General features: G+C 66.4%; 16 protein-coding genes. 11 read left to right on the forward strand and 5 right to left on the reverse strand.

What is annotated here, in order from left to right; all coding sequences use genetic code 11:
* Positions 1 to 86: 86 nt before the first annotated feature.
* Positions 87 to 3,176: a bifunctional proline dehydrogenase/L-glutamate gamma-semialdehyde dehydrogenase PutA gene (gene putA, locus EAO27_RS20365; RefSeq protein ID WP_242774770.1), complete on the forward strand. Its 3,090-nt coding sequence runs from the start codon at positions 87 to 89 to the stop codon at positions 3,174 to 3,176.
* Between the two features lie 211 nt (positions 3,177 to 3,387).
* Here putA and EAO27_RS20370 read toward each other — a convergent pair whose 3' ends face one another.
* Positions 3,388 to 4,326, reverse strand: coding sequence for a tetratricopeptide repeat protein (locus EAO27_RS20370; RefSeq protein ID WP_242774771.1), 939 nt, complete (start codon positions 4,324 to 4,326; stop codon positions 3,388 to 3,390).
* Positions 4,327 to 4,486: 160 nt separating this feature from the next.
* Here EAO27_RS20370 and gdhA point away from each other — a divergent pair, with 160 nt between their 5' ends.
* From gdhA to EAO27_RS20400, 6 genes are all read left to right on the forward strand, one after another.
* Complete coding sequence (gene gdhA, locus EAO27_RS20375) at positions 4,487 to 5,842, forward strand: NADP-specific glutamate dehydrogenase (RefSeq protein WP_242774773.1); 1,356 nt, start codon at positions 4,487 to 4,489, stop codon at positions 5,840 to 5,842.
* Positions 5,843 to 5,887: 45 nt separating this feature from the next.
* Entirely contained in the window at positions 5,888 to 7,324 is a 1,437-nt protein-coding gene (locus tag EAO27_RS20380; protein WP_242774774.1) for a cytochrome c family protein, read from the forward strand.
* 52 nt (positions 7,325 to 7,376) lie between these two features.
* Positions 7,377 to 9,347: a heme-binding protein gene (locus tag EAO27_RS20385; protein ID WP_242774775.1), complete on the forward strand. Its 1,971-nt coding sequence runs from the start codon at positions 7,377 to 7,379 to the stop codon at positions 9,345 to 9,347.
* A gap of 3 nt (positions 9,348 to 9,350) precedes the next feature.
* The gene (locus EAO27_RS20390) at positions 9,351 to 11,330 is read left to right on the forward strand and encodes a hypothetical protein (protein ID WP_242774783.1); all 1,980 of its coding nucleotides are present in this window, start codon (positions 9,351 to 9,353) and stop codon (positions 11,328 to 11,330) included.
* Complete coding sequence (locus EAO27_RS20395; RefSeq protein ID WP_242774787.1) at positions 11,331 to 15,662, forward strand: hypothetical protein; 4,332 nt, start codon at positions 11,331 to 11,333, stop codon at positions 15,660 to 15,662. It abuts the gene before it with no gap.
* 635 nt (positions 15,663 to 16,297) lie between these two features.
* Positions 16,298 to 16,864: a putative colanic acid biosynthesis acetyltransferase gene (locus EAO27_RS20400; RefSeq protein WP_242774789.1), complete on the forward strand. Its 567-nt coding sequence runs from the start codon at positions 16,298 to 16,300 to the stop codon at positions 16,862 to 16,864.
* Here the strand turns inward: EAO27_RS20400 and EAO27_RS20405 are convergent.
* A complete protein-coding gene (locus EAO27_RS20405; protein ID WP_242774792.1) occupies positions 16,861 to 18,954 on the reverse strand; it encodes a bifunctional (p)ppGpp synthetase/guanosine-3',5'-bis(diphosphate) 3'-pyrophosphohydrolase in 2,094 nt (697 codons plus the stop codon). The two genes, EAO27_RS20400 and EAO27_RS20405, sit on opposite strands and share 4 nt — an antisense overlap.
* A gap of 202 nt (positions 18,955 to 19,156) precedes the next feature.
* Here EAO27_RS20405 and EAO27_RS20410 point away from each other — a divergent pair, with 202 nt between their 5' ends.
* Positions 19,157 to 20,362 carry a glycosyltransferase gene (locus tag EAO27_RS20410; RefSeq protein ID WP_242774795.1) on the forward strand — a complete coding sequence of 402 codons (1,206 nt, stop codon included), beginning with the start codon at positions 19,157 to 19,159 and terminating at the stop codon, positions 20,360 to 20,362.
* Between the two features lie 78 nt (positions 20,363 to 20,440).
* On the opposite strand, the gene EAO27_RS20415 is transcribed toward EAO27_RS20410, so the two are convergent.
* Positions 20,441 to 20,770, reverse strand: a complete 330-nt coding sequence (locus EAO27_RS20415; RefSeq protein WP_242774798.1) for a hypothetical protein — start codon at positions 20,768 to 20,770, stop codon at positions 20,441 to 20,443.
* A 124-nt stretch (positions 20,771 to 20,894) separates the two neighbouring features.
* On the opposite strand from EAO27_RS20415, the gene EAO27_RS20420 reads away from it, so the two are divergent.
* The 3 genes from EAO27_RS20420 to EAO27_RS20430 all read left to right on the forward strand — a co-directional run bounded on the left by EAO27_RS20420 (position 20,895) and on the right by EAO27_RS20430 (position 23,429).
* The gene (locus tag EAO27_RS20420) at positions 20,895 to 21,416 is read left to right on the forward strand and encodes a helix-turn-helix domain-containing protein (RefSeq protein ID WP_242774814.1); all 522 of its coding nucleotides are present in this window, start codon (positions 20,895 to 20,897) and stop codon (positions 21,414 to 21,416) included.
* Positions 21,417 to 21,501: 85 nt separating this feature from the next.
* Positions 21,502 to 22,626: a histidine kinase gene (locus tag EAO27_RS20425; protein WP_242774829.1), complete on the forward strand. Its 1,125-nt coding sequence runs from the start codon at positions 21,502 to 21,504 to the stop codon at positions 22,624 to 22,626.
* On the forward strand, positions 22,623 to 23,429 hold the full coding sequence (locus EAO27_RS20430) for a LytTR family DNA-binding domain-containing protein (RefSeq protein ID WP_242774832.1): 807 nt from the start codon (positions 22,623 to 22,625) through the stop codon (positions 23,427 to 23,429). The genes EAO27_RS20425 and EAO27_RS20430 overlap by 4 nt, the downstream gene beginning before the upstream one ends.
* Before the next feature lie 186 nt (positions 23,430 to 23,615).
* On the opposite strand, the gene ribA is transcribed toward EAO27_RS20430, so the two are convergent.
* Both ribA and EAO27_RS20440 read right to left on the reverse strand, forming a co-directional pair.
* Positions 23,616 to 24,683 carry a GTP cyclohydrolase II gene (ribA, locus tag EAO27_RS20435; protein WP_242774835.1) on the reverse strand — a complete coding sequence of 356 codons (1,068 nt, stop codon included), beginning with the start codon at positions 24,681 to 24,683 and terminating at the stop codon, positions 23,616 to 23,618.
* On the reverse strand, positions 24,680 to 25,471 hold the full coding sequence (locus EAO27_RS20440) for an exodeoxyribonuclease III (protein ID WP_242774866.1): 792 nt from the start codon (positions 25,469 to 25,471) through the stop codon (positions 24,680 to 24,682). Before EAO27_RS20440 ends, ribA begins: the two co-directional genes overlap by 4 nt.
* Positions 25,472 to 25,633 lie beyond the last annotated feature (162 nt).

Raw genomic sequence — 25,633 nt, forward strand, 5'->3', positions numbered from 1 at the left:
AGATTGTCTGAAAATTTGGTCAAAACATATATTGAACCTGCATAGTATGGGCAGATCGACTTCGCGCGCTATGCTATGTCGGCGCCATGACCGCCCCTCTCGATCGCGCCGCCATCCGCGCCCTCGCCCGCCGCCCCGAAACCGAAATCGTCGCGGCGCTTCGCGCCGACCTCGCGCGTTCGCCCGCCACCGTCGAGGCGACCACCGCGCGCGGGCTGGCGCTGATCCGCCAGGCCAAGGCCGCGGGCGAGCGCGAGACGCTCGTCGCCCAGCTGATGAACCGCTACCGCCTGTCGACCGAGGAGGGCGTCGTACTGATGTGCCTCGCCGAGGCGCTGCTCCGCGTCCCCGACAGCGCGACCGCCAACGCCCTCATTCGCGACAAGATCGCCGGACGCCGCTGGAACGAGGGCGAGGACGAGGACAGCCCGCTGATCGTCGCCCTCTCGGCGCGCGGGCTTTCGCTCGGTTCGGCGACGCTGATGCTCGACGCGATGGGCAGCAAGGCGAACCCGCTCGCGCTCCTGAAAACGATGGTCCGCCGCTCGGGCGAACCGGTTATTCGTCAGGCGTCGCTCGCGGCGATGAAGATGCTCGGCCAGCAGTTCGTGATGGGCCAGACGATCGACGCCGCGGTCAAGCGCGCCGACAAGGACAAGAGCGAACTCGCAAGCTTCGACATGCTCGGCGAGGCGGCGCGTACCGCCGAGGACGCGCGGCGCTATTACGAAAGCTATGCGGGCGCCATCACGCGTATCGGCAAACATGCGAAACCGGGCGATCCGCACGCCAATCATGGCATCTCGATCAAGCTCTCGGCGCTCCACCCGCGCTACGAATATCTGCAGGGGCAGCGGGTCCGCGACGAGCTGATCCCGCACGTCGTCACCCTCGCCCGCGCGGCGCGCGCGGCGAACATCCCGCTGATGATCGATGCCGAGGAGAGCGACCGGCTCGAACCGCACATGGACGTCTACGACGCGCTGATCGAGGCGGGCATCGCCGACGGCTGGACCGGGCTCGGCATCGTGATCCAGGCCTATCAGAAGCGCGCGCCCGAAGTGATCCGCTGGGTCGCGGCAAAAGCGCGCGCGCGCGGCGTCAAATTGTCGATGCGGCTCGTCAAGGGCGCCTATTGGGATACCGAAATCAAGCGCGCGCAGACCATGGGCCTCGCCGACTTCCCGGTCTTTACCGCAAAGAACCACACCGACCTCAACTACATGCACTGCGCGCAGATTTTGCGCGATGCGCAGGATGCGATCTTCCCCGCCTTCGCGAGCCACAATGCGATGACGCTCGCCTTCGTCGCCGAGCTGTTCGCAGGCGCCGATTACGAGCTGCAGCGGCTGCACGGCATGGGCGAGGGCGCGCATGACGCGATCGTCGCGCTCTATCCGCCGCCGCGCCCGGTGCGCGTCTATGCGCCGGTCGGCACCCACCGCGACCTGCTCGCCTATCTCGTCCGCCGCCTGCTCGAAAATGGTGCGAACTCCAGCTTCGTGCACCAGTTTTCAGATCCCGACGTCACCGCCGAGCAGCTCGCGGTCGATCCGCGCGACATCGCCAGCCGGCCGTCGACGATCGCGACCGGCCTGACCCTGCTCGATCCCGAACGCCGCAATTCGCGCGGCTATGATCTCGGCGAACCCGGCGTCCCCGAAGCGCTGATGGCGGCGATCGCCAAGGCGCGCCGCCCCGCTCCGGTGGCGCCGCCGATCGTCGCGGGACGCCCGCTGGACGGCCTTGCCCAGCCGGTGCGGAACCCCGCGACCGGCGCGATCGTCGGCTCGGTGATCGAGGCCGACGCCGCGGCGGTCGATGCCGCGGTCGCCGCGGCGCGCAGGGTGCAGGAGGACTGGAGCCTCGCCGGCGGCGCCTTCCGCGCCGAGCGGCTTGAACGCGCCGCCGACCTGCTCGAGGAACGCGATGCGCTGTTCCTCGGTCTTGCGATCGACGAGGCGGGCAAGACGCTCGTCGATGCGGTTGCCGAGGTGCGCGAGGCGGTCGATTTCCTGCGCTATTACGCCGGACAGGCGCGCGCGCATTTCACCCACCCGCTGCCGCTTCCCGGCCCGACCGGCGAACGCAACGAGCTCATGCTCGAGGGCAAGGGCGTCTTTGCCTGCATCAGCCCGTGGAATTTCCCGCTCGCCATCTTCCTCGGCCAGGTGTCGGCGGCGCTCGCCGCGGGCAATGCGGTGCTCGCCAAGCCCGCCGAGCAGACCCCGCTGATCGCGCACGCCGCGGTCGAGCTGCTGCATGAGGCGGGCATTCCCGCCGAGGTCCTCCACTATCTTCCCGGCCGCGGCGAGACGGTCGGTGCGGCGGTGACCGCCCACAAGGACGTCATCGGCGTCGCCTTCACCGGCTCGACCGAGGTCGCGCGCCTCATCAACCGCAGCCTCGCGATGCGCGATGGTCCGATCGCGACATTGATCGCCGAAACCGGCGGCGCCAACGCGATGATCGTCGATTCGACCGCGTTGCCCGAACAGGTCGCGCGCGACGCGGTCGCCTCGGCCTTCCAGTCGGCGGGGCAGCGCTGCTCGGCGCTGCGCCTGCTCTGCGTGCAGGAGGATGTCGCCGAAGGCATGATCGCGATGGTCGCGGGCGCGATGGCCGAACTGAATGTCGGCGATCCGGCGCTGCTCGCCACCGACACCGGGCCGATCATCGACGAGGAGGCGCAGGCGAATATCGCGACCTATGTCGCCGAAGCGCGCGCCGCGGGGCGCGTGCTCGCCGAAGCGGGGGGCGACCTGCCCGCCGGCGGGCATTTCGTGCGTCCGGCGCTGGTCCGCCTCGATCATGTCACCGACCTGATGCGCGAGATTTTCGGACCCGTGCTCCATGTCGCGACGTGGAAGGGCGGCGAACTCGACGCGCTGATCGACGCGATCAACGCCTCGGGCTACGGGCTGACGCTCGGCGTCCACACCCGCATCGACGGGGTCGCGGCGCATGTCGCGGCGCGCGCGGCGGTCGGCAACGTCTATGTCAACCGCAACCAGATCGGCGCGATCGTCGGCTCGCAGCCCTTCGGCGGGCGCGGCCTGTCGGGCACCGGCCCCAAGGCCGGCGGCCCGCACTATCTGTTCCGTTTCGCCGAGGAAAAGTCGATCTCGACCGACATCACCGCCGCGGGCGGCAATGCGGCGCTGATGGCGGGGTGACGAGGTTCGCGCCGAGACGCTGAGGCGCGAAGAGATTATCCCGATCCCGTTTGAGCTGGGCTTGTCGAAGCACCGTTCTTCATTCTCCGCCGGAGAAAAGAACGGCCCCCTTCGACCGCCTTGCAGGCGCTCAGGACAGGCTTCGACAAGCTCAGGGCGAACGGAGATTGCCGATTCTCCGTGCTTCCGCGTCCCCGCGTGAGCCGAAAAACTAGGCCCCCGGCACCCCCAGCAGTTTTGCCTGCGCGCGCAGCCGCGGTGCGGCGCCCGGATTTGCCGCGATGCCGTCCTTCAGCGCCTGCGCGGCCTTCGCGCTCTCGCCCAGCGTCATGCGACTGCGCATCAGCATGATCCAGCGGTCGACGTCGGCGGGGTTGGTCTTGAGCTTGGCTTCGAGCCCGCTCACCATGCCCTCGATCATCGCGTCCTGCTGGCCCTTGGGGAGCTGCGACGCGGCCTCCATGTCGGCGCGGCTCGGGCCCGGGATGCCGCGCGCGGCGACGGGCATCTCCTCGGCGGTCAGCGCGCGCGGCTGCGTCTTCGCCAGCCGGCCTGCGACCTCGATCTTGTGGATCGCGCCGACCTGTTCGATCGTTCGGCGCAGGTCAGCCTCCCATGGCGCGCCCTGCGGCGTGTCCTCAAGCAGCGCGAACCAGTCGGCGATCGCGCCCTTGTGGTCGCCCGCAACATCCTTCTTCACCGCGAGGAAATAGCGCGCGCGCGGATCGCGGGGGTCGAGCGCGATCGCCTTGTCGAACGCCGCAACCGCCGCGGCGGGCATCGGATCGCGTTCGCTCGCCATCACCCGCGCCTCGCCGAGCGCCGACCACAGGCCCGCCGATCCCGACGACAGCGCGGTCGCCTTTTCATAGGCGGCGACGGCTCCGGCGAATTCGCCGAGGTCGAATCGCGCCGCGCCGAGCTGCATCCAGGCGTCGGCGCTGTTCGGTTCGGCCTTCGTCCGCGCCTCGAGCGCGGCGAGCTGGCCCGACGGGACCAGCGTCGATTCCGCGACCGGATCGCCGCCGCCGACGCCGGAATCGCGCCACACCGTATAGCCGATCGCGCCCGCCAGCAGGACGAAGGCGGCGATCAATATCGCGCCGTTGGTCCGCGTCAGTCCTCCGGCCATCTTCTTGCTCTCGCTCATTTTTGCCCCTCTTGTGCGCGCGCGAAAAAATCGGCCGGGCACGCGCTCGCTTCTTGCCTTTGCCGAACGATGGTGTAGCCTTTGAAGGGCGAGGTCGGTCAATGACAAAATCGCGGAAAGGGGTCGCACCGAATTTTCCCGGCCAACAGGGGAGGGGTGCATGGCAGTTTCGGATCACGTCGATTTCAAGACGTTCATGGAGGGTGTGTCGAAGCGCAACCCGGGCCAGCCTGAGTTCGTCCAGGCGGTGCAGGAAGTCGCCGAAGACATCTTCGATTTCATCGCCGACAAGGAAGAATATCACGCGCAGCAGATCCTGCGGCGCATCGCCGAACCCGACCGTGTCGTGTCCTTCCGCGTCTGCTGGGAGGACGACAACGGCAATATCCGCGTCCAGCGCGGGTGGCGCGTCCAGAACAACAATGCGATCGGCCCGTACAAGGGGGGCATCCGTTTCCACCCCTCGGTGACCGAGAGCGTGCTCAAGTTCCTCGCGTTCGAACAGACGTTCAAGAATGCGCTCACCGGGCTCCCGATGGGCGGCGGCAAGGGCGGGTCGAACTTCAACCCCAAGGGCAAGAGCGTGCGCGAGATCATGCGCTTCTGCCAGAGCTTCATGACCGAACTCTATCGCCACATCGGCGCCGACATCGACGTGCCGGCGGGCGACATCGGCGTCGGCGGGCGCGAGATCGGCTATATGTTCGGCCAGTACAAGCGCATCACCAACGAATTTACCGGGGTGCTCACCGGCAAGGGGCTCGAATGGGGCGGCTCGCTGATCCGCACCGAGGCGACGGGGTATGGCGCGGTCTATTTCCTCGCCAACATGCTCGCGGCGAAGGGGCAGGATCTTGTCGGCAAGAGCGCGGTGATCTCGGGCTCGGGCAATGTCGCGACCCACGCGGCGGAAAAGATCGTCCAATTGGGCGGCAAGGTGCTGACTTTGTCCGATTCGGGCGGTTTCATCCACGATCCCGACGGCATCACCCAGGAAAAGATCGACTGGGTGAAGGCGCACAAGACGCACCGACGCGGGCGCATCGAGGACTATGTGTCCGAGTTCAAAAGCGCGAGCTTTACCGCGGGCAAGACGCCATGGGGGGTGAAGTGCGACGTCGCGCTGCCCTGCGCGACGCAGAACGAACTGCTCGGCGACGACGCCCGCGAACTGATCGCCAATGGCTGCATCGCTGTAAGCGAAGGCGCCAACATGCCCACCAACCTCGACGGTGTGCACGCGTTCAAACATGCGAAGATCATGTTCGCGCCCGGCAAGGCGGCGAACGCCGGCGGGGTTGCGGTGTCGGGGCTCGAAATGAGCCAGAACAGCGGACGGCGCAGCTGGAGCGAAGGCGAGTTGCAACAGATGCTGAAAGACATCATGGACGGCATTCATTCCAGCTGCCTGACCTATGGCGATCAGGGCGACGGCTATATCGACTATGTGAAAGGCGCCAACATCGCGGGCTTCAAAAAAGTCGCCGACGCGATGCTGGCATTCGGGGTGGTTTAAGCGGCCCAAGGCGCAAAAGCGCAGGCCGGAAAAAGGGGACTGGGCATGACGACCGACGCGGTTTCAGGACGCGGCGATCGACCTTGGGCGGCGTTTGCCGCGCTCGTGCTGATGCTGGCGGCGCTTGCCGCCGCGGCGCTCGTTGCCGCCCCGCCCGCGCGCTCGCAGGGCGAGGGGGGGGCGCGCTTCACCGGCGTCGCCTCCTGTGCTGGATCGACCTGCCACGGCCGGATGGAAGGTGACGGCACGGTCGTGCGGCAGGACGAACTGATGAAATGGCAGGAACCGTCGACCCCCGGCGGTGCGCACAGCCGCGCGCAGGCCGTGCTGGGCAATGCGCGCAGCGCCTTCATCGCGCGCAACCTCGGCATCGGCGACCCGACGAGCGCGAAGCAATGCGTCGGATGCCACACCAGCGCTGCCGCGGGCGCACCCGCGTCGATGTGGGGCGACGGGGTCGGCTGCGAATCGTGCCACGGTCCGGCGGGCGGCTGGCTCGCGAGTCATTATGCCGGGGTAGGGACCAATGCCGATCCCGACGCCGAAATGCGGGGCAAGCATCTCGCCAACCTGTCGGCGGGGCTCCGCAAGCTCGAAGACCCGGTCGTGCGCGCCGGGGTGTGCGTCGATTGCCATTTCGGTGCCGCGGGCGAGGGACAGTTCGTCACCCACCGGATCATGGCTGCGGGTCATCCGCGCATTTCGTTCGAGCTCGACCTCTTCTCGTCGCTTCAGGCGCACCACCAGGAGGATGAGGATTATGGCTGGCGCAAATTCGGTTCGGGACAGGCGCGCACCGACCATGTCCAGATGTGGGCGGTCGGCCAGGCTGCGGCGCTCGAACGCAGCCTGTCGCTCTTCCAGTCGAAGCGCGGCACCGAAGGCGTGTTTCCCGAATTCTATTTTCTCGACTGTCACAGCTGCCACCGCCGTATCTTCGACCAGGCGAAGCCGGTGAAGACGAGCATGGACAATCCCGGACGCGACATTCCCGAAGGCATGCCGCCCTATAATGACGAAAATCTGATCATGCTGGCGGCGGCGGCGCGGATCGCGGCGCCCGGACTTGCCGACCAGCTTGCCGCGCGTACTGCCGCCTTTCACCGTGCGATGGCGGTCGACCGGACGAGTGCGGTGCAGGCCGCCGGCCAGCTTGCGCAGACGGTGACCGCGCTCAAGGGCGCCTTCGCCGCGCGCAGTTTTTCGGGCACTGACGCCTTCGCGCTCGTCGACGCGGTCTCGGCCAAGGCGATCAGCGACCGTTTCACCGATTATTCGGGGTCGCAGCAGGCGGTGATGGGGGTCGATACGCTGCTCAATTCGATGGTTTCGTCGGGACGTGTCACCGTCGGCGCCGCCGCCGGAATCCGCGCTGATATCGACCGCGCCTACGCCGCAGTGAAGGATCCCAACGCATACAAACCCGCCGATTTCCAGGCCTCGCTGGGCAGCGCGGTGCGCGCGATCCGGGCGCTGCGCTGAGAGTGATATGACAAAAGCAAGCCGCCTCTTCCGATCGTCCGCTTTCGCCGCCATGGCGGCGCTGCTCCTGTCGTCATGCGGCGGCGGGGGTGGTGGGGGCGGCACGCCCACCCCCGCCCCGACGCCGACCCCGACGCCGACTCCCACCGGCGGGCTCTTCACGCCGCCCGCCGCCGAATCGCTGAGCGCCGCCGACGTGCAGCAGGTGATCGCGCAGGCGGTCGGCGAAGCGCGTGCGCGCAACCGGCCGTCGATCGTCGCGGTCACCGACCGCGTCGGCAATGTGCTTGCGGTGTTCAAGATGACCGGCGCGCCCGACACGGCGGTGGTGAGCCGCAACCGCATCGGCGGACCGGCGCCGACAGGCAGCGAAATCGGATTGCAGGGCGCGGCCATCCCCGCTGCCGCGGCGGCCATCGCAAAGGCGATCACCGGGGCCTATCTGTCGAGCGGCGGCAACGCCTTTTCGAGCCGTACCGCGAGCCAGATCGTCCAGCAGCATTTCCCCCCCGCGCCGACCACCGTCGGGCTCGAGAGCGGCCCCTTGTTCGGGGTGCAGTTCAGCCAGCTGCCCTGTTCGGACCTGTCGCGGCGCTTCGTTCCCGGCGGCGGCACGGGCGCGCTGATCGGGCCGAAGCGCTCGCCGCTCGGGCTCGCCGCCGACGCGGGGGGCTTCCCGCTTTACAAGAATGGCGTCGTCGTCGGCGGCGTCGGCGTGATGGGGGACGGCGATTACGGCTTCGACCCCAATATCCTCGACACCGACGCCGATGACGAGGAAGCGATCGCCTTTGCCGGCACGCAGAATTTCGCCGCACCCGAGGCGATCCGTGCCGAGCGGATCACCGTCGACGGCACCGCGCTGCGCTTCAGCGATGCGACGGCGGCGAACCTTGCGCCGCTTCAGACCAGCTTCGGTGCGATCAACGGCGTGCAGGGAGCGCTGATTGCAGTCACCGGCTACACCGACGGCACGCTGCGCGCCGGCACCGTCTATGGCAGCGAGGCGTCGGGCATCCGTGCGAGCACCGCAGCCGAATTCTCGAACCGCGACGCCTTTGTCCTCACCGACGGCAGCGGCAATCCGCGCTACCCGATCCGCGCGGGCACCGATGGCGCGTCGGTCGCGCAGCCGCTCACCGCGGCCGAGGTGCGCGCCGTGCTGGAGGAAGCCTTCTCCGTCCTCTCCCGTGCACGCGCGCAGATCCGTCGCCCGCTCGACAGCCGGATGCAGGCGACGATCAGTCTCGTCGACACGCGCGGCGAGATATTGGGCATCGTCCGCTCGCCCGACGGCCCGATTTTCGGCACCGACGTCAGCCTGCAAAAGGCGCGCACCGCGGCTTTCTTCTCGGGCAGCCACGCGGCGCCCGAACTGCTCGCGACCCCGGTGTTGCCGGGCGTGACCAACGTTCCGGCCTATGTCCAGCGCACGCGGACCTTCCTCGGCGATCCCGCAGCGCTCACCGGCACGATCGCCTTTGCCGACCGCTCCGGGGGCAATCTGTCGCGTCCCTATTTCCCCGACGGCGAGGTCGGGCGGCCGCCGGGGCCGCTGTCGGTCGAGCAGTCGGCGCAGTTCAGTCCCTTCGCGGTCGGGCTGCAGGTCGATCTGGTCGCACCGAATATCGTCCAGCACCTCAATTTCGTCGTCAGCGGCGGGGCGAGCCCCGACACGCCGCAGCAATGCACACAGGTCCCCGACGTCACGCCGGGGCACAAGCGCCTCGCCAACGGGATCCAGATTTTCCCGGGTTCGGTCCCGATCTATCGCGGCGGCACGCTGGTCGGGGCGATCGGTGTGTCGGGCGACGGCATCGATCAGGATGACATGGTGAGCTTCCTCGGGCTCCACAACGGCGGCGCGCGCGCCGGCGGTATCGGTAATGCCGCGCCCGCGATCCGTGCCGACCGCGTCGTGGTCAACCTCGCGGGTGGTGCCACCGCGCGGCTGCGCTATGTGTCCTGCCCCTTCGCGCCCTTCCTCGATACGGCGCAGCAAAATGTCTGCGACGGATTGTAAGCGATGAGCCTTGCGGGGAGCAGCCTTTGGCCGATCATCGCCAGCCTGGCGGCGCAGGGCGCACCGGGTGATGCGGCTGCGCCCGATGTCGTCGATCCGCCCGCCGCGACGCCCGAAACGCCCGCGACCGACCCGTCGATCGACGACCTCACGCCGCCCCCGCCGCCGGTCGACTGGCGCGAGATGGTGAGCGACGACCTGATCACCCAGATCATCGACGGCCGCCGCCGTCCCGGTTATCGGCCCGATCTTCCCGACCGGCTGACGCAGGACAATGCCGGTGCGCTGCGGCCGCCGCCGCCGGAGGCCTTTCCGGGGATCCAGGACCAGCTTCCGGTTCCCGATCGCTGGCGCCTGATCGAAAGCCTGGGGGTGGTCAAGGAGCGCTGGTTCGACCCCTATCACCAGAATACCTACAAGGGCGACCGCGCGCTCTGCATCGCGACCGAGGAGGAGCAGGAGCGTCGTGCGCGGCTCGGCGAGGCGCGCTGCAAGACGCCCAAATTCCTGGGGCTCAAGGGCGACGACTGGTTCTTCGTGGCCAATGCGGTGTCGGATACGGTGTTCGAACCGCGCACTTTTCCGATTCCGGTCGGTGTCCAGACGACTTCGCGCCCGGGCAGCCTCGACGTGTTCGGCAAGAACCGCAGTTTCGTTGCGGCGCAGACCTTCATCGCGGGTTTCGCGCTGATCAAGGGATCGACCGCGTTCAAGCCGCCCGACGTCGAATATCGCCTGACCCTTGCGTATCAGGCCAACTATGTCGATGTGCCCGAACGACGCGTGCTCGACGTGCGTCCGTCAAAGGCGAGCCATCGCTACGACAGCTTCCTCGGCGTGCAGGAACTGTTCGTCGACAAGCATCTCGGCAACACGTCGGATCGTTACGACTTTTATTCGGTGCGCGTCGGTATCCAGCCGTTCCAGAGCGATTTCCGCGGTTTCCTGTTCAACGACAGCCAACTCGGCATTCGCCTGTTCGGCAACCGCGACAACAATCGCTTTCAATATAATCTCGCGGCTTTCTGGCGGCTCGAAAAGGACACCAACAGCGGCCTCAACGATATCACCCAGACTCCGCGCAGCGACTTCATCTTCACCGGCAATCTCTATCGCCAGGATTTCCCGGTCGTCGGGCTGACCAGTCAGGTCAGCGTGACGTATAATATGAATCGCGAAAAGGACGATGTGCAGATCGATCACAACGGCTTCCCGGTGCGACCGGCGCTGCTCGGCGACCTGCGCGGGCGCGCCTATGACGTCGTCTACCTCGGGTACAGCGCCGACGGGCGCATTGGGCGGATCAACCTGACCGCCAGCCTCTACGCGGCACTGGGCGAGGACCGGAACAGCTTCTTCACCAGCAAGCCTGCCGAGATTCGCGCGGGCTTCGGGGCGGTCGAACTCAGCTACGACCACGACTGGATGCGCTTCCGTCTCTCGGGGCTCTACGCGACCGGCGACGGCGACCCCTATAACAACACCGAGGGGGGCTTCGACGCGATCTTCGAAAACCCGATCTTCGGCGGCGCCGACACGAGTTACTGGATTCGCCAGACGATTCCCTTTGCGGGCGGCGGGCGCGTGATCTCGATCAACGGGCGCAACGGCATATTGAATTCGCTGCGCTCGTCGAAGGAAGAAGGGCAGTCGAATTTCAACAACCCCGGCACGATCTTCCTCGGGGCCGGCGCCGATTTCGACCTCTCGCCGCAGTTCCGCATCAGCACCAACCTCAACCATCTCTGGTTCGAGAACACCAGTTCGCTGCAGGCGCTGCGCATGGAGGGTTCGATCCCCACGGACATCGGCTGGGACCTGTCGGTCGCGACGATCTGGCGGCCCAAGGCGACGCAGAATATCGTCGGGCGCCTGAGCGCCGCGGTTCTGCTGCCCGGCGAGGGGTTCAAGGATTTGTTCGAAAACAAGCAGCGCGAGGACGCCTATGTGTCGATCCTCGCCAATCTGATTTTGAGTTTCTAGATGACGCTACGCAAGCTCTTCGCCCTTCTCGCCTTCGTCCTGCTGGGCGCGAGCCTTGCCGTGTCGATCGGGCGTGCCGCCGAGGGCGAAAAGCCCGTGAAGGTCGATTATCGCTTCAGCCCGCCCGCGCCGCGCGAGCAGCCCGGTACGACCTTCGAGGCGCGCGAGGCGGCGGTGATGGCGAAGTCGCAGGGCTGCTACAGCTGTCACACCCAGACCGACGCGCCGTCGATGCACGTCACCCCGGCGGTGCAACTGGGTTGCACCGACTGCCACGGCGGCGACGCCGAGTCTCCCGCGGCGTTCGGCAAACCCGAGCTCGGTTACGACAACCCCTATAATCGCGCGGCGATGAAGGTCGCGCATCCGCAGCCGACGCTGCCGAAAAGCTGGGGCGACAGTTCGGCGAACCCCAAGCGCAGCTACACGTTGCTGAACAAGGAAGCGCCTGAATATATCCGCTTCGTCAACCCGAGCGACTATCGCGTCGCGCGCGAGGCGTGCGGGGCCTGCCATCTCGAAACGATCGAGGCGGCCGAACGTTCGCTGATGTCGACCGGCGCGATGCTGTGGGGCGGCGCGGCGTATAACAATGGCATCGTTCCGTATAAAAACTACATCTTCGGCGAAGCCTATACGCGCAGCGGCGATCCCGCGTGCATCCTGTCGCCGACGACCTCGATGACGGCCGAGGAATATAAGAAGGCATGCGACCCGAAGGTCCCGTTCGACAAGATCTTGACCGATAAGGAACGCGCGCGCGGCGCGCTCGCCAAGATGTACCCGCTGCCGCGCTGGAGCGTGATTCCGCCGGGTGATGTCTTCCGGGTGTTCGAGCGCGGCGGGCGCAACATCAACACGCAATTTCCCGAAATCGGCTTACCCAACCCGACGGGCAGCATCCAGCGGCTCGAGGAGCCCGGCCGCCCCGACCTCAAGCAGTCGAACCGCGGCCCTGGCACCGGGTTGCGCGTGTCGATCCCCGTGCTCAACATCCACAAGACGCGCCTCAACGATCCGCTGATGTGGTTCATGGGCACCAACGACCAGCCGGGCGACTATCGCCATTCGGGCTGCTCGGGGTGTCACGTCATCTATGCCAACGATCGCGAGCCGCGCCACAGCCTGACCTATTCGGCCTATGGCCGTGATGGCGAGACCGCGACGGTCGACCCGACGATCAGGGACCGTGCGTGGAAGCCCGAAGGGGACGATCATGGGAAAGGCAAGGACAAGAAGGGCGGCGGTCACGTCGATACCGCGAACCATGCCCCCGATCCCGACAAGCATGGCGCACTGATCGACCCGGCCGACGCGAAGGCAGGACCGCAGGCGAAGCCGAAACGGCTCGAATCGGGGCATCCGATCAAGCATGTCTTCACGCGCTCGATCCCGACGTCGCAGTGCATGACCTGCCACATGCACCAGCCGAACATCTTCCTGAATTCCTACCTCGGCTACACGATGTGGGATTATGAATCGGACGCGCCGCAGATGTGGCCGGGACCGGACAACAGCGCGCCGCGCCCGCCGGGGATGAGCGACGCGGATTATCAGAAGAAATACAAGCAGCAGCATTACCCGACGGCGGCCGAAGTCCACAAGGTGCTCGAACGCAATCCCGAGGGTGCGTCGGCGCGCGGGCTGTGGGCCGATGTCGAATTCCTGCGCGACGTCTATGACGTCAACGACAGCAACAAGGACACCCAGTTCGCCGATTATCACGGGCATGGCTGGAACTTCCGCGGCATCTTCAAGCGCGACCGCGAGGGTAATCTGCTGACCGCCGACGGCAATATGGCGACCTATGGTACCGATACCGCCAACATCGTCGATCCGAAGGATCCCGAAAAATGGCGCAAGAGCTGCAGCCATTACAGTGACCCCAAGCAGCGCGACCTGTGCCTGTCGAGCGCCGATCCCGGCAGGCCGGGGGTGGAGGGCAAGTTCGTGCCGCCGGGGATCAACCCCGGCAAGGCGGTCCACATGATGGACATCCACGCCGAAAAGGGCATGCAGTGCGCCGATTGCCATTTCGCGCAGGACAGTCATGGCAACGGCTATATCCAGGGCGAGGTCGCGAACGCGGTCGAGATCGGCTGCAAGGATTGCCACGGCACCGTCGACGCGCTGCCCAATCTGCTGACCTCGAACGTCGCCGCGCGGCCGCAGGGCACCAACCTTGCGCTGCTCCGCAACCCCGACGGACGTCGCCGTTTCGAATTCCAGTATGGTGACGACGGCGAAGTCACCGGGCTGATCCAGCGCTCGATCGTCGACCCGAAGCTCGAATGGCAGGTCAGCCTGGTCAAACAGGCGGTGACCCCCGGACCGCATTTCAACGCCAAGGCGGCGCGCGCCAAGCTGATGGCGCGCAGCGGGGCCGAGGACGGCAAGTTCGAATGGGGTCCCGGCGTCGCGAAGGAGGATCGCGCGCACGGTGACGACAAGATGACGTGCTTCACCTGCCATCTCAGCTGGACGACGAGTTGCGGCGGCTGCCATTTGCCGATCGAGGCGAACTGGAAGACGAGCATGCACCATTTCGAGGGTGAGGAAACGCGCAACTTCGCGACGTACAACCCGCAGGTCGCGCGCGACGAGATGTTCCAGCTCGGCCGTCACCAGCTGACCAAGCCCGGCGAACCCGGCCCCGACGGCGAGGTGCGCGGGATCATCACCCCGGTCCGCTCGACGTCGGCGCTGGTGCTGTCGTCGACCAACATCAACCGCGAACGCATCTATGTGCAGCAACCGCCGGTCTCGGCGGCGGGCTATTCGAGCCAGGCGTTTGCGCCGCATTTCCCGCACACGGTGCGCCGTCAGGAAACCAAGCAGTGCAGCGACTGCCATTTGTCGGCGGCCGATGACAATAATGCCATCATGTCGCAGCTGCTGCTGCTCGGCACCAATTTCGTCAATTTCGTCGGCCTCAACGTCTGGTCGGGGATGGAGGACGGTTTCCAGGCGACGCGCGTCACCGAGTGGGACGAGCCGCAGGCGGTGATCGGCAGCTATCTGCAGAAATATGCCTATCCCGATTACTGGAAGCTGCACGTCGAGCAGAATGGCCGCGAGCTCAAGAACTGGGTGCGCGGCAAGACTTTCGACAAGAAGGGCTCGGGCGAAACCCACGCACTCGAGGAATTCGCCAACATCGTCCAGGGCACCAGCGGCCGGGTAAACTGCCTGCAGCAGCGCGGCGAATATATGTTCGTGGCGGAGGGCAGGGGGGGCTTTCGCGTCTATGACATCGCCTCGATCGGCAACAAGGGCTTCTCGGAGCGTATCGTCCGCGCGCCTTTCTCGGGACTCGGGCACAGCACGCATGTCAAGACGACCAACGCGACCTGCATGGCGATCGCGACGACGCAGCCGATCAGCGTCAGCCGCAACGACAATATCGTCAAGAATTTCCCCGAGAACCACGAACAGGCGATGCACGCCATCTATCGCTACGCGGTAATCACCGACAGCGTCGAAGGCCTGGTCCTCGTCGACGTCGATACGCTCGCCGACGGTGAGTTCCGCAACAACAGGTTCAAGCGCGCGCTGACGTGGAACGAAGGCAATGTGCTCGCCGGGGCGCGGCATATCACGCTCGCGGGCAGCTATGCCTATGTCACCACCGACGCCGGACTCGTCGTGCTCGACCTCACCGATCCGCTCGCGCCGAAGGTAACCGCTCAGCTTCCGCTCAGCGATGCGCGCGCGAGCGCGGTGCAGTTCCGCTATTTGTGGGTCACCGACGCCGAGGGGGTGAAGTTGTTCGACGTCACCAACCTCGCGCGGCCCGTCCCGGTGCCCGAGGGAACGGTGCGCCTTGCCAACGCCCGCAAGCTCTATCTCGCGCGAACATACATGTATGTCGCCGCGAAGCAGGACGGGCTTGTGATTGTCGACGTGACGCGGCCGCGGGCGCCGATCGTCTGGCCGCGTCTCGCGATCGAGGGCGCACCGAGCGACGCCGAGGATGTCATCGTTGCTTCGACCAACGCCTCGCTCTTCGCCTATGTCGCCGACGGCCGGCAGGGCATCAAGGTGCTCCAGCTGACCAGCCCGGACAATCCGGGGCTCTATGGCTTCTCGCCGCGGCCGACGCCGCAGATGATCGCCTGGGCCAGGACGCCCTCGCCGGCGCTCGCGCTGTCGAAGGGACTCGATCGCGACCGCGCGGTCGACGAGACTGGCGGACAGATGGCGGTGTTCGGCCGCCTCGGTTCGCGGCCCTTCACCCGGCCCGAGATGGAGCGGATGTTCCTCAACCGCCAGGGGCTGGTCTACAAGGTCCGCGACGAAGTCGACCAGAGCGGCTGGCGCGCGAACAACTAACCGTGCTTCGGTCCAAACGTCGGGGGAATGTCCGCTATGGGGTGGAAAGTGGACGTTGTCTTTCAGTTTGTACCCCTGCGAAAGCCGGGGCCCAAGGCGTTAGAAAGTCAGCGCTGCGTAGTTCCGCTCTGGGCCCCGGCTTTCGCCGGGGTACGGCAAGGATCGGTCGCTAGCGTATATCTATATCCTCCCTGTCGCGCAGCGATGGGGAGGTGGCAGCGCGAAGCGCTGACGGAGGGGCGAAAGGCGCGACCTCGCGGCCCCTCCACCACCGCCTGCGGCGGCGGTCCCCCTCCCCATGGCTTCGCCACAGGGAGGAGCGACTGACCGCAACCGGTCGTTGGCGGTCATTCTATCCAGCGACAGCGGCTAGCGACAGAAATGGGGTGGGAAGCGGACCAACTTCTATCCCCGTTCGTGTCGAGCGAAGTCGAGACACCCCGAGGTACGCTTTCCCGATGGGTGTCTCGACTTCGCTCGACACGAACGGGATTACTGGACGGAATGTCCGCTTCCGGTCGCAAGCCGACAGGTCTCGGGTCCGCAAATCCGACAGCCTGCGGGCCCCGCCGCCGATGTTGGGCTTGGCTCGCGGGCTGGCCTGTGCGACTGCTGGCGGCGATGCGAGACGATCAATGCGCCCGGCCGTAATTCCCCACCCCAGCCTTGGCGACAAGCTGCGCCGCGCGATCTGGAACGCCGCCTGGCTTCTGCTCTATCGACCCAGTCCGATCCCGCTGCATGGTTGGCGGCGCTTCCTGTTGCGGCGTTTCGGCGCCGAGGTCGGCGCGCGCGCGCGGCCCTATCCCAGCGCGCGCATCTGGGCGCCGTGGAATTTCGCGATGGGCGAGGGCAGTATGGTGGGGCCGCGTAGCGAAATCTACTGCGTCGCGCGCGTGACGCTCGGCCCCTGGTCGGTCGTCAGCCAGCGCGCCTATCTTTGCACCGCGAGCCACGACATCCACGCGCCGGGCTTTGCGCTCACCGCCGCCCCGATCGCGATCGGACGCAACGCCTGGGTCGCCGCCGACGCCTTTGTCGGCCCCGGCGTGACGCTCGCCGAGGGGGCCGTCGCAGCGGCGCGGGCGGTGGTGGTCAAGGACGTCGACCGCAACGTCATCGTCGGCGGCAACCCCGCGGGGCCGATCGGCGCCTGCGCGCTCGCCGATTTTGCCGACGGATCGATGCGGCCGGGAGGTTAGAGCCGCTCGGCCTGAACCACCGAATCCGACGCGCGCAGCGCCGACAGGATGCGCATTACGTGCTGGACGTCGCGCACCTCGACGACGACATCATAGGTGTGGAAGCCGCCCTCGCGGTTCGACAGGCGCAAATTGGTGATGTTCGCCATATTGGCGGCGAGAATGCCCGACATTTCGGCGAGCGTGCCCGGTTCGTTGAGGATGACGATGCACAGCCGGGCATTGCCGCCCTCGCTGTCCTCCTGCCATCGGAGGTCGATCCAGTCGGCGTCGATGCCGTCGGCGAGGCTCGGACAGTCGATGACGTGCACCTCGATGCCTTCGCCTTCGCGGGCCAGCCCGACGATGCGATCGCCGGGGACGGGGTGGCAGCAATCCGCCAGCTTGTAGGCGACGCCGGGGGTCAGTCCGGCGATCGAGACCGCGGCACCCTGTGCCAGCTTGCCCGGTTTGGTCTTCATTTCGGCGGTGATGCCGGGGACGAGCGCTTCGAGCACCGCATTGTCGGACAATCGGCGCTTGCCGATCGCGACGTAAAGCGCCGTGTCGTCCTCCAGCTTCAGCCGCGTTCGCGCGGCGGCGCGCGCCTTGTCGCCGATCTTGTTCGGCAGCCGTTCGACGATTTCGTCGTACAACTTGCGCCCCAGCGCCGCGAGTTCGACCTTTTCCTTCGAGCGGACGTGGCGGCGGATCGCGGCGCGCGCCTTACCGGTGACCGCGAAACCGAGCCAGGCGGGCTGCGGTGTTTGCTTGTCCGACGACAGGATTTCGACCGTGTCGCCGTTGGCGAGCTGGGTGCGCAGCGGCACGAGCCGCCCGTTGACCTTGGCGCCGACGGTGCGGTCGCCGAGCTTGGTATGCACCGAATAGGCGAAGTCGACCGGGGTCGCACCCTTCGGCAGCTGGTGCAGGCTGCCCTTGGGGGTGAAGGCGAAGATACGATCCTGGTACATCGCGATGCGCGTGTTTTCGAGAAACTCCTCGGGATCGTGCGTCTGTTCGAGGATTTCGATGAGATCGCGAATCCACCCCGCCTGCCCGTCGGGGCCGCTGCCGCCCTGCTTGTACGCCCAGTGTGCGGCGAGTCCGAACTCGGACTGCTGGTGCATCGCGAGGCTGCGGATCTGGATTTCGATGCGCATGTTCTGCTGGTGCATGATCGTCGTGTGGAGCGACTTGTATCCGTTGCGCTTCGGTGTCGAGATATAGTCCTTGAAGCGGCCGGGAACCATCTTCCACTTGCGGTGGATCAGCCCCAGCGCGGCATAGCAGTCGGCGTCGGTCGGCGTGATGATGCGGAACGCGATGATGTCGGTGACCTGTTCGAAACTGACGTGACGTTCCTGCATCTTGCGCCAGATCGAATAAGGGTGCTTTTCGCGCCCCGACACCTCGGCCTCGATCCCGTTCTTCGCCAGCAATTCCTTGAAGTCGCGGCTGACAGCAGCGACCTTGTCCTTGCCGCCCGCGGTCAGCTTGGCGAGCCGCCCGGTGATTGTCGCATGCGCTTCGGGTTCGAGTTCGCGAAAGGCGAGCATCTGCATCTCGCGCATATATTCGTACATGCCGATCCGCTCGGCGAGCGGGGCATAGATGTCCATCGTCTCGCGCGCGATGCGCCGGCGCTTGTCGGGATTCTTGATGAAATGCAGCGTCCGCATATTGTGGAGCCGGTCGGCGAGCTTGACCAGCAGCACGCGGATGTCGTCGGACATGGCGAGCAGGAATTTGCGCAGATTTTCGGCGGCGCGCTCATTCTCGGTCTGCGCCTCGATCTTGCTCAGCTTGGTCACCCCGTCGACCAGCCGGCCGACGTCGGCGCCGAACAATCGTTCGATTTCCTCGGGGGTGGTCAGCGTATCCTCGAGCGTGTCGTGGAGGAGCGCGGTGACGATCGTCTCGCTGTCGAGGTGCAGGTCGGTCAATATGCCGGCGACCTCGACGGGGTGGCTGAAATAGGGATCACCCGATGCGCGCTTCTGGCTGCCGTGTTTCTGGACGGTGAAGACATAGGCGCGGTTGAGCAGCGCCTCGTCGACGTCGGGATCATAGGCGCGTACGCGCTCGACAAGTTCATATTGCCTCAGCATGGATCCCCAATGTCGTCGCCGCCGCGGATATTGCAATGCAAATCGTGTGATCGCACCAGTCGGTCACAAACTATGGTAAAGCCGATTGGAAGCGTCGGCGGTGCCATCTAGAGCGAAGACGATGGGGACCGACACTTCTGATTCGCATTCGTCCGGTTCCGGGCTCGACCCGGCGCTGCCGCGTGACGCGTCCAGGCATCTGATGATCTTCAGCTATTGGTTCCCGCCCGCCAACGCGGTCGGATCGTCGCGGCCGCTTGCGATGGCGCGCCACTTTGCGGTGCGGGGGTGGCGCGTCACGGTCGTCGCTGGCGCGGCGCAGGCGGTCCCGCCCAGTTTTGAGGCCGACCTGACCGGCTTCGACGTTCATTATGTTCCCGACGGCTGGCTCACGCGCCGGTCGAGCTTCAAGGCCGAGCGCGGGGTCGCCGCTCAGCGGCTCACCACGACGCTGCGCCTGCTCGCCTGGCCCGACAATATCAGGCCGGTCGCGCGTGCGATGCGGCGACGCGGGCTCGCGCTCCTCGCCGGGCTGCCTCCGCCCGACGTCGTCCTGTCGACCGCGCTGCCCTTTTCGGTCCACGGCGCGGCGCGCGATGTCGCGCGCGCGGCGGGGGCGCTGTTCGTTGCCGACAATCGCGACATCTGGGCGGGCAATCCGTACAAGTGGACGGCGCCCTTCTACACCTCGCTCGATCGCCGGCACGAAGCCGCCACGCTCTCCGCAGCCGATCTCGTCGTGTCGGTGAGCGAAGGGATGAGCGCCCACTACCGGACCCTCTACCCCGATCTTTCGGACCGGGTCGCGACGGTCATGAACGGCGTCGATGCGCGGCCCGCGGCAGCCACCCCCTATCGGCGCAACCCGGCCGGACTGCGGCTCGCCTATACGGGCATCCTGTACGGCGAACGGCGCGATACGAGGCCGCTGCTGCGTGCTGCGCAGCGGCTGGGTTTGCCGGTGAGCATCGATTTCTACGGCTCGGAGCCCGAGATCGTGCTCCAGCTTGCGGCGGAGTTTCCGGGTCTCGCCATCGCCGATCGCGGCCGGGTGCCGCGCGATGCGGCGTTGCGCGCGCAGGCCGAGGCGGATGCGCTGATCCTCGTGGTCGGCACCGACCCTTGGGAGGACACGCTGCTCCCGGGCAAGCTGTTCGAATATGCGGGTTCGGGGCGGCCGATCGTCGCGCTGGCCAATAGCGAGTCCGATTCGGGCCGCGTCATCACGCGTTACGGCCTCGGCATCGCCAGCATCGACGAAGAGGAAATCGCGAACTTTCTCGCACGGCTCGCCGCCGAGGGGTGCGAGAGCCGGGCGGCGGCGCCGCGCGACCTGACGCGCGGGCACCAGCTCGGCTTGCTCGAGGCGCGACTGGTCGACATGCTGGCGTCGCGCACCATGGCGTGACGGCCGCGGCCTGCCGCGGAACGTCGCCCGACCGTCAGCGTGAAGGCCAGGCAGCGAAAGGCTGCGCTGCCTGCGCGGTCAGCCGGCGCCGTTGCACCGCGCGAGTGCGTCGGCCTCGAGCGGCTTGCCGTCCGCGACGAAGGCCTTCACCTCGCCGGCATCCTTCGCGAGCGTCGAGCACATGATCGCGGGGCGGCTGGTGCCGCGCGCCGCGACGCAGCTCGTGCCCGTGCAGGTCCAGACGACCCCGCGCGAGACGAAGCGATCCTTGGCGGCGGGGCTGGCGAGCTCGGCGCGGTAATAGGCGCCGCCCGCCGCGCTGGCGGCGACCGGTGCGAGTGCGCCGAGCGCGACGCACGCCGCGCCGAACAGCGGCAGAATGCGTGCCGGTGAAGAAAGATCGAACATGGGGAGGCCTCCTTTTTGCGCCGCCGCGAGGGCTGCAAAAAGGCGATCTAGTTAGATGGTTGCAAAATGCAACTCAGATCACATATTTTTTGTGCGGGGACTCATTTTACGTTAGGGCTGGGCCATGGCAAAATTACGCGAACCGCTTAACCTTCTGTACGGGGACAATTGCGCGCTGCCGCTCGCGCTCGAGGCGATGGGCGAGCGCTGGTCGTTCATGATCCTGCGCGCCGCCTTCAACGGCGTGCATCATTTCGAGGAGTTTCAGCAGGAACTCGGCATCGCGCGGAACATCCTGTCGAACCGGCTGTCGCGGCTTGTCGACCATGGCATCATGGCGCGCGAAGTGATGGCCGAGGACCGGCGCAAGGTGCATTACGAGCTTACCGAAAAGGGGCTCGAACTGCTCCCGGCGATGATCGCGCTGCGCCAGTGGGGCGAAAAATGGGGCGCCGGCGTGCCGTCGACCCCGGTGCTTGTCGACATTTGCGACGAACAGCCGATCGGCCCCGTGACCATCACGGCGCACGATGGCCGCGCGCTCGGTTACAAGGAACTGGTGTGGAAGCATCGCTCCGAACTCCAGCCGCTGGGGCAGGCGCGGACGCGCGCCGACGAACGGATGACGCCGGTTGCCGCCGAATGAGCCGCCGGGCGTGGCTTCGTCTCTCGCCCCATCCGCTTCGACGATGCCGCTGACCGCCGCCCGGCCACGGACGCAGTCCGGGCCGATGCCGCTGTTCGGCCTCTCGTCGCCCGAGCCCTTTTTCGACAACAAGGTCCGGGCTTTCTGGAACCTCCAGATCCTCGGCTGGCTCGGCTGGCTCGGTTTGCGCGGGGTGTCGGGCTTTGCCAATGGCCAGTCGCTGACCTTCCTCGTCCAGCCGATCGTTTCGGCGATCACCGGCTTTTCGCTGACGCTGATCCTCGCGGTCTGCTACCGGACGCTGATCAACCGGCGGCCGCTGGTGATGTGGGGCGTCAGCCTGGCGCTGGCGGGCATCGCGACCGCGCTCTGGGCGTTCATCGACGCATGGGTGGCGCAGATCCTCAACCCGGCGAGCGAGACGGGGTTCACCAGCCTGTTGCTCGGCGCGGTCTATATCGACGCCTCGTCGATCGCCGCCTGGTCGGCGCTCTATTTCGCGATCAACTATTTCCTCCAGCTCGAGGAACAGAATGACCGTGTGCTGCGGCTCGAGGCGCAGGCGGCTTCGGCGCAGCTCGCGATGCTGCGTTACCAGCTCAACCCGCATTTTCTGTTCAACACGCTCAACAGCATCTCGACCTTGGTGCTGCTCAAACAGTCCGAGCCCGCCAATGCGATGCTGTCGCGACTGTCGGCGTTCCTCCGCTACACGCTCGCCAACGAGCCGACCGCGCAGGTGACGCTGGCGCAGGAGATCGAGACGCTGAAGCTCTATCTCGACATCGAAAAGATGCGCTTCGAGGATCGGCTGCGCCCGCATTTCGCGATCGATCCGGCGGTGGCGCGCGCGCGGCTGCCGTCGTTGCTGCTTCAGCCGCTGATCGAAAATGCGATCAAATATGCGGTGACGCCGCAGGAAGACGGCGCCGATATCACGATTTCCGCACAGCTGGCCGGTCAAAATGTCCGGATCACCGTGTCCGACACCGGATCGGGATTGTCAGGGGAGCGCACGGACCCCACCACCGGCTTTGCAACGGAATCGACCGGCGTGGGTTTAGCCAATATCAGGGACCGGCTGGCGCAGGCTTTCGGCGACCAGCACCGGTTCGACGCCCAGGCGGGCGCTGAGGGCGGGTTCACGGTGGTGATCGAGTTTCCGTTTCAGCCCGACGGGCATATGACGATTGGAACCGAACGCACATGACGATCAGAACCATCCTGGTGGATGATGAAAAATTGGCGACCCAGGGCCTGCAACTCAGGCTCGAAGCGCACAGCGATGTCGAGGTCGTCGACACCGCACTCAACGGCCGCGAGGCCATTCGCAAGATCAAGACGCACAAGCCCGACCTTGTTTTCCTCGACATCCAGATGCCGGGGTTCGACGGCTTTTCGGTGATCCAGGGGCTGATGGAGGTTGAACCCCCGCTGGTGGTGTTCGTCACCGCCTATTCGGACCATGCGATCCGCGCCTTCGAGGCGCAGGCGGTCGATTATCTGGTCAAGCCGGTCGAGCCAGAGCGGCTCGCCGACGCGCTCGACCGCGTCCGCCAGCGCCTCGCCGAAAAGCGGGGCGCGGCCGAGGTCGAGCGCCTCAAGACAGTGCTCGCCGAAGTCGCCCCCGACGCCGCCGAGGAATTCGATGGTGAGACGATGCCCGACGCGCACGCCGCCGACCGCTATGAAAAGATGATCAACATCAAGGATCGCGGGCAGATTTTCCGCGTTGACGTCGACAGCATCGAACGCATCGACGCCGCCGGCGACTATATGTGCATCTATACCGCCGACAACAGCCTGATCCTGCGCGAGACGATGAAGGATCTGGAAAAGCGGCTCGATCCGCGCAACTTCCAGCGCGTTCATCGCTCGACGATCGTCAACCTGTCGCAAGTGAAGCAGGTGAAACCGCACACCAACGGCGAATGCTTCCTCGTGCTGGGGTCGGGCGCGCAGGTGAAGGTCAGCCGCAGCTATCGCGACGTGGTGGCAAGGTTCGTGCACTAACGAGTTTCGCACGAAGGCACAAAGACACGAAGAAGCCTCTCTGATCCGTTCGTGCCGCGCTTGTCGACGCGCCGTCCTTTCTTGCAACGCCGCAAGGAAGGAACGGCTCTTCGGCAAGCTCAGGGCGAACGGATTGCAGAGGTTTTTGCTATTTCGTGGCTTTGTGTGATCGCGAATGCATCGCGGTCAAAGCTGGTGTCCGGTCCGGTCGCGCTTCGTTGCGAGATATTGTTCGTTATACTGGTTCGTCGGCAGCGCCAGCGGGATGCGCTCGACGACCTCGACGCCCTCTTTCTCCAGCCGCGCGACCTTTTCAGGATTGTTCGTCATCAGCTGGATGCGCGGCACGTTCAGCAGGTCGAGCATCCGCGCGGCGATCGCGAAATCGCGCGCCTCGACGGGGAAGCCGAGCCGGAGGTTGGCGTCGACCGTGTCGTACCCCTGGTCCTGCAGCGCATAGGCGCGCAGCTTGTTGACCAGCCCGATCCCGCGCCCTTCCTGACGGAGGTAGAGCAGCACCCCCCACGGCGCTCCGGCCATCGCGTGCAGCGCGGCGTGGAGCTGCGGTCCGCAGTCGCATTTCAAACTGCCGAGCACGTCGCCGGTCAGGCATTCGCTGTGCAGCCGCACGACCGGAGGGTTGGCATCGCGCTTTCCGATGACCAGCGCGACATGATCCGAGGCCTCCTCGGGGGTACGAAAGGCAATGATTTCGGCCGTTTCGCTCGCCGCGACGGGCAGCCGTGCGCGCGCCGCGATGTGCAGCCGTGCCGGATCGAGCAGCGCCGCAACGTCGGCCGCCACGCACACGGTCTCGGCGTCGCCGGCCGCCGCGCGCACGAAGAATGCGGGGAGCAGTCCGGCGTGGCGTGCCATCGTCATCGCTGCCGCGGCGGCATTGTCGCCGCCGGTCGCAATCGTCCGGAACGGGCCTTTGAGCGGATTGGCGAGGTCGAGCGCGGGGTCGGCGATCGCCAGCGCTGCGGCCGTGCTTGCCGCGGCGTCGGCCAGCCGCACCGGGCCCGCCGTGGCCGCGGCGCGCTGGTTGGTGAGCTTGAGCGTCACCGCACGCTCGCCCGACAGCAGCACATCGCCGCTGCCGAAAGCGGCCAGCGCCGCGTCGCCCGCGCTTTCGATCGCGAGCAGATCGAGCGCGCCGTCGGTGCCCGCGACGCGCACCGGCCAGCCGCGGCGCAGTGCGTCGATCGCGCGCGCCGCCTGGCGTGCGCCGGCGCCGGTCGCTGCGTCGCTCAAAAGGCGAACTCGGTGATCAGCGGGATATGGTCCGACGGCCGTTCCCAGCTCCGCGCCGGCTGGACGACGCGGTGCGACACCGCGTTGGCGAGCAGGTCGGGGGTCACCCACATATGGTCGAGCCGGCGGCCGCGGTTCGACGCTTCCCAGTCTTTGGCGCGATAGCTCCACCAGGTGTAGAGCGGGGCCGGAGCGGCGATGAAGTGGCGGCCGAGATCGACCCAGTTGGACGCCGCCTGCAGCTTCGCCAGCGTTTCGACCTCGATCGGCGTGTGGCTGACCACGTCGAGCAGCGCCTTGTGGTTCCACACATCGCTTTCGAGCGGTGCGACGTTGAAATCGCCGGTCAGGATCGTCGGCTGGTCGAGCGCGCCCGACCATTCGGTCATCCGGGCATAGAAATCGAGCTTCTGGCCGAACTTGGGGTTGATCTCGCGGTCGGCGACGTCGCCGCCGGCGGGGATATAGACATTGTCGAGCCGTACGCCGCCGGGCAGCGTTACGCCGATATGGCGCGCCTCGCCGTTCGCCTGCCAGTCATATTTGCGCACTTCGTCGAGCGGCAGCCTGCTGACGATCGCGACGCCATGATGCATGCGCTGGCCGTGGGTGACGATATGTTCGTACCCCAGCTTGCGGAACATCTCGGGCGGGAACAGGCCGCATTCGACCTTGGTTTCCTGCAGGCACAACACGTCGGGAGCTTCCTCGCGCAGGAATTTTTCGACGATGCCGATGCGGGCGCGGACGCTGTTGATGTTCCAGGACGCGATGCTGATGCTTGTCATGCGGTGGCTCTATCGGCGCGCGCGCACGCGCGCAACGCCCGCGGGCCCTTCCAAAATTAAACCCCCGTTCCAGGGGCGGTGGAACGGGGGTTCAAGGTCAGCGTTCGTCACGCTCTTGATGAAGGTGCCGGGCAGTCCGGTTGGGGCAACAGGGGGAAACCC

The sequence above is a fragment of the Sphingopyxis sp. YF1 genome, from assembly GCF_022701295.1.
Taxonomy (GTDB): Bacteria; Pseudomonadota; Alphaproteobacteria; order Sphingomonadales; family Sphingomonadaceae; genus Sphingopyxis.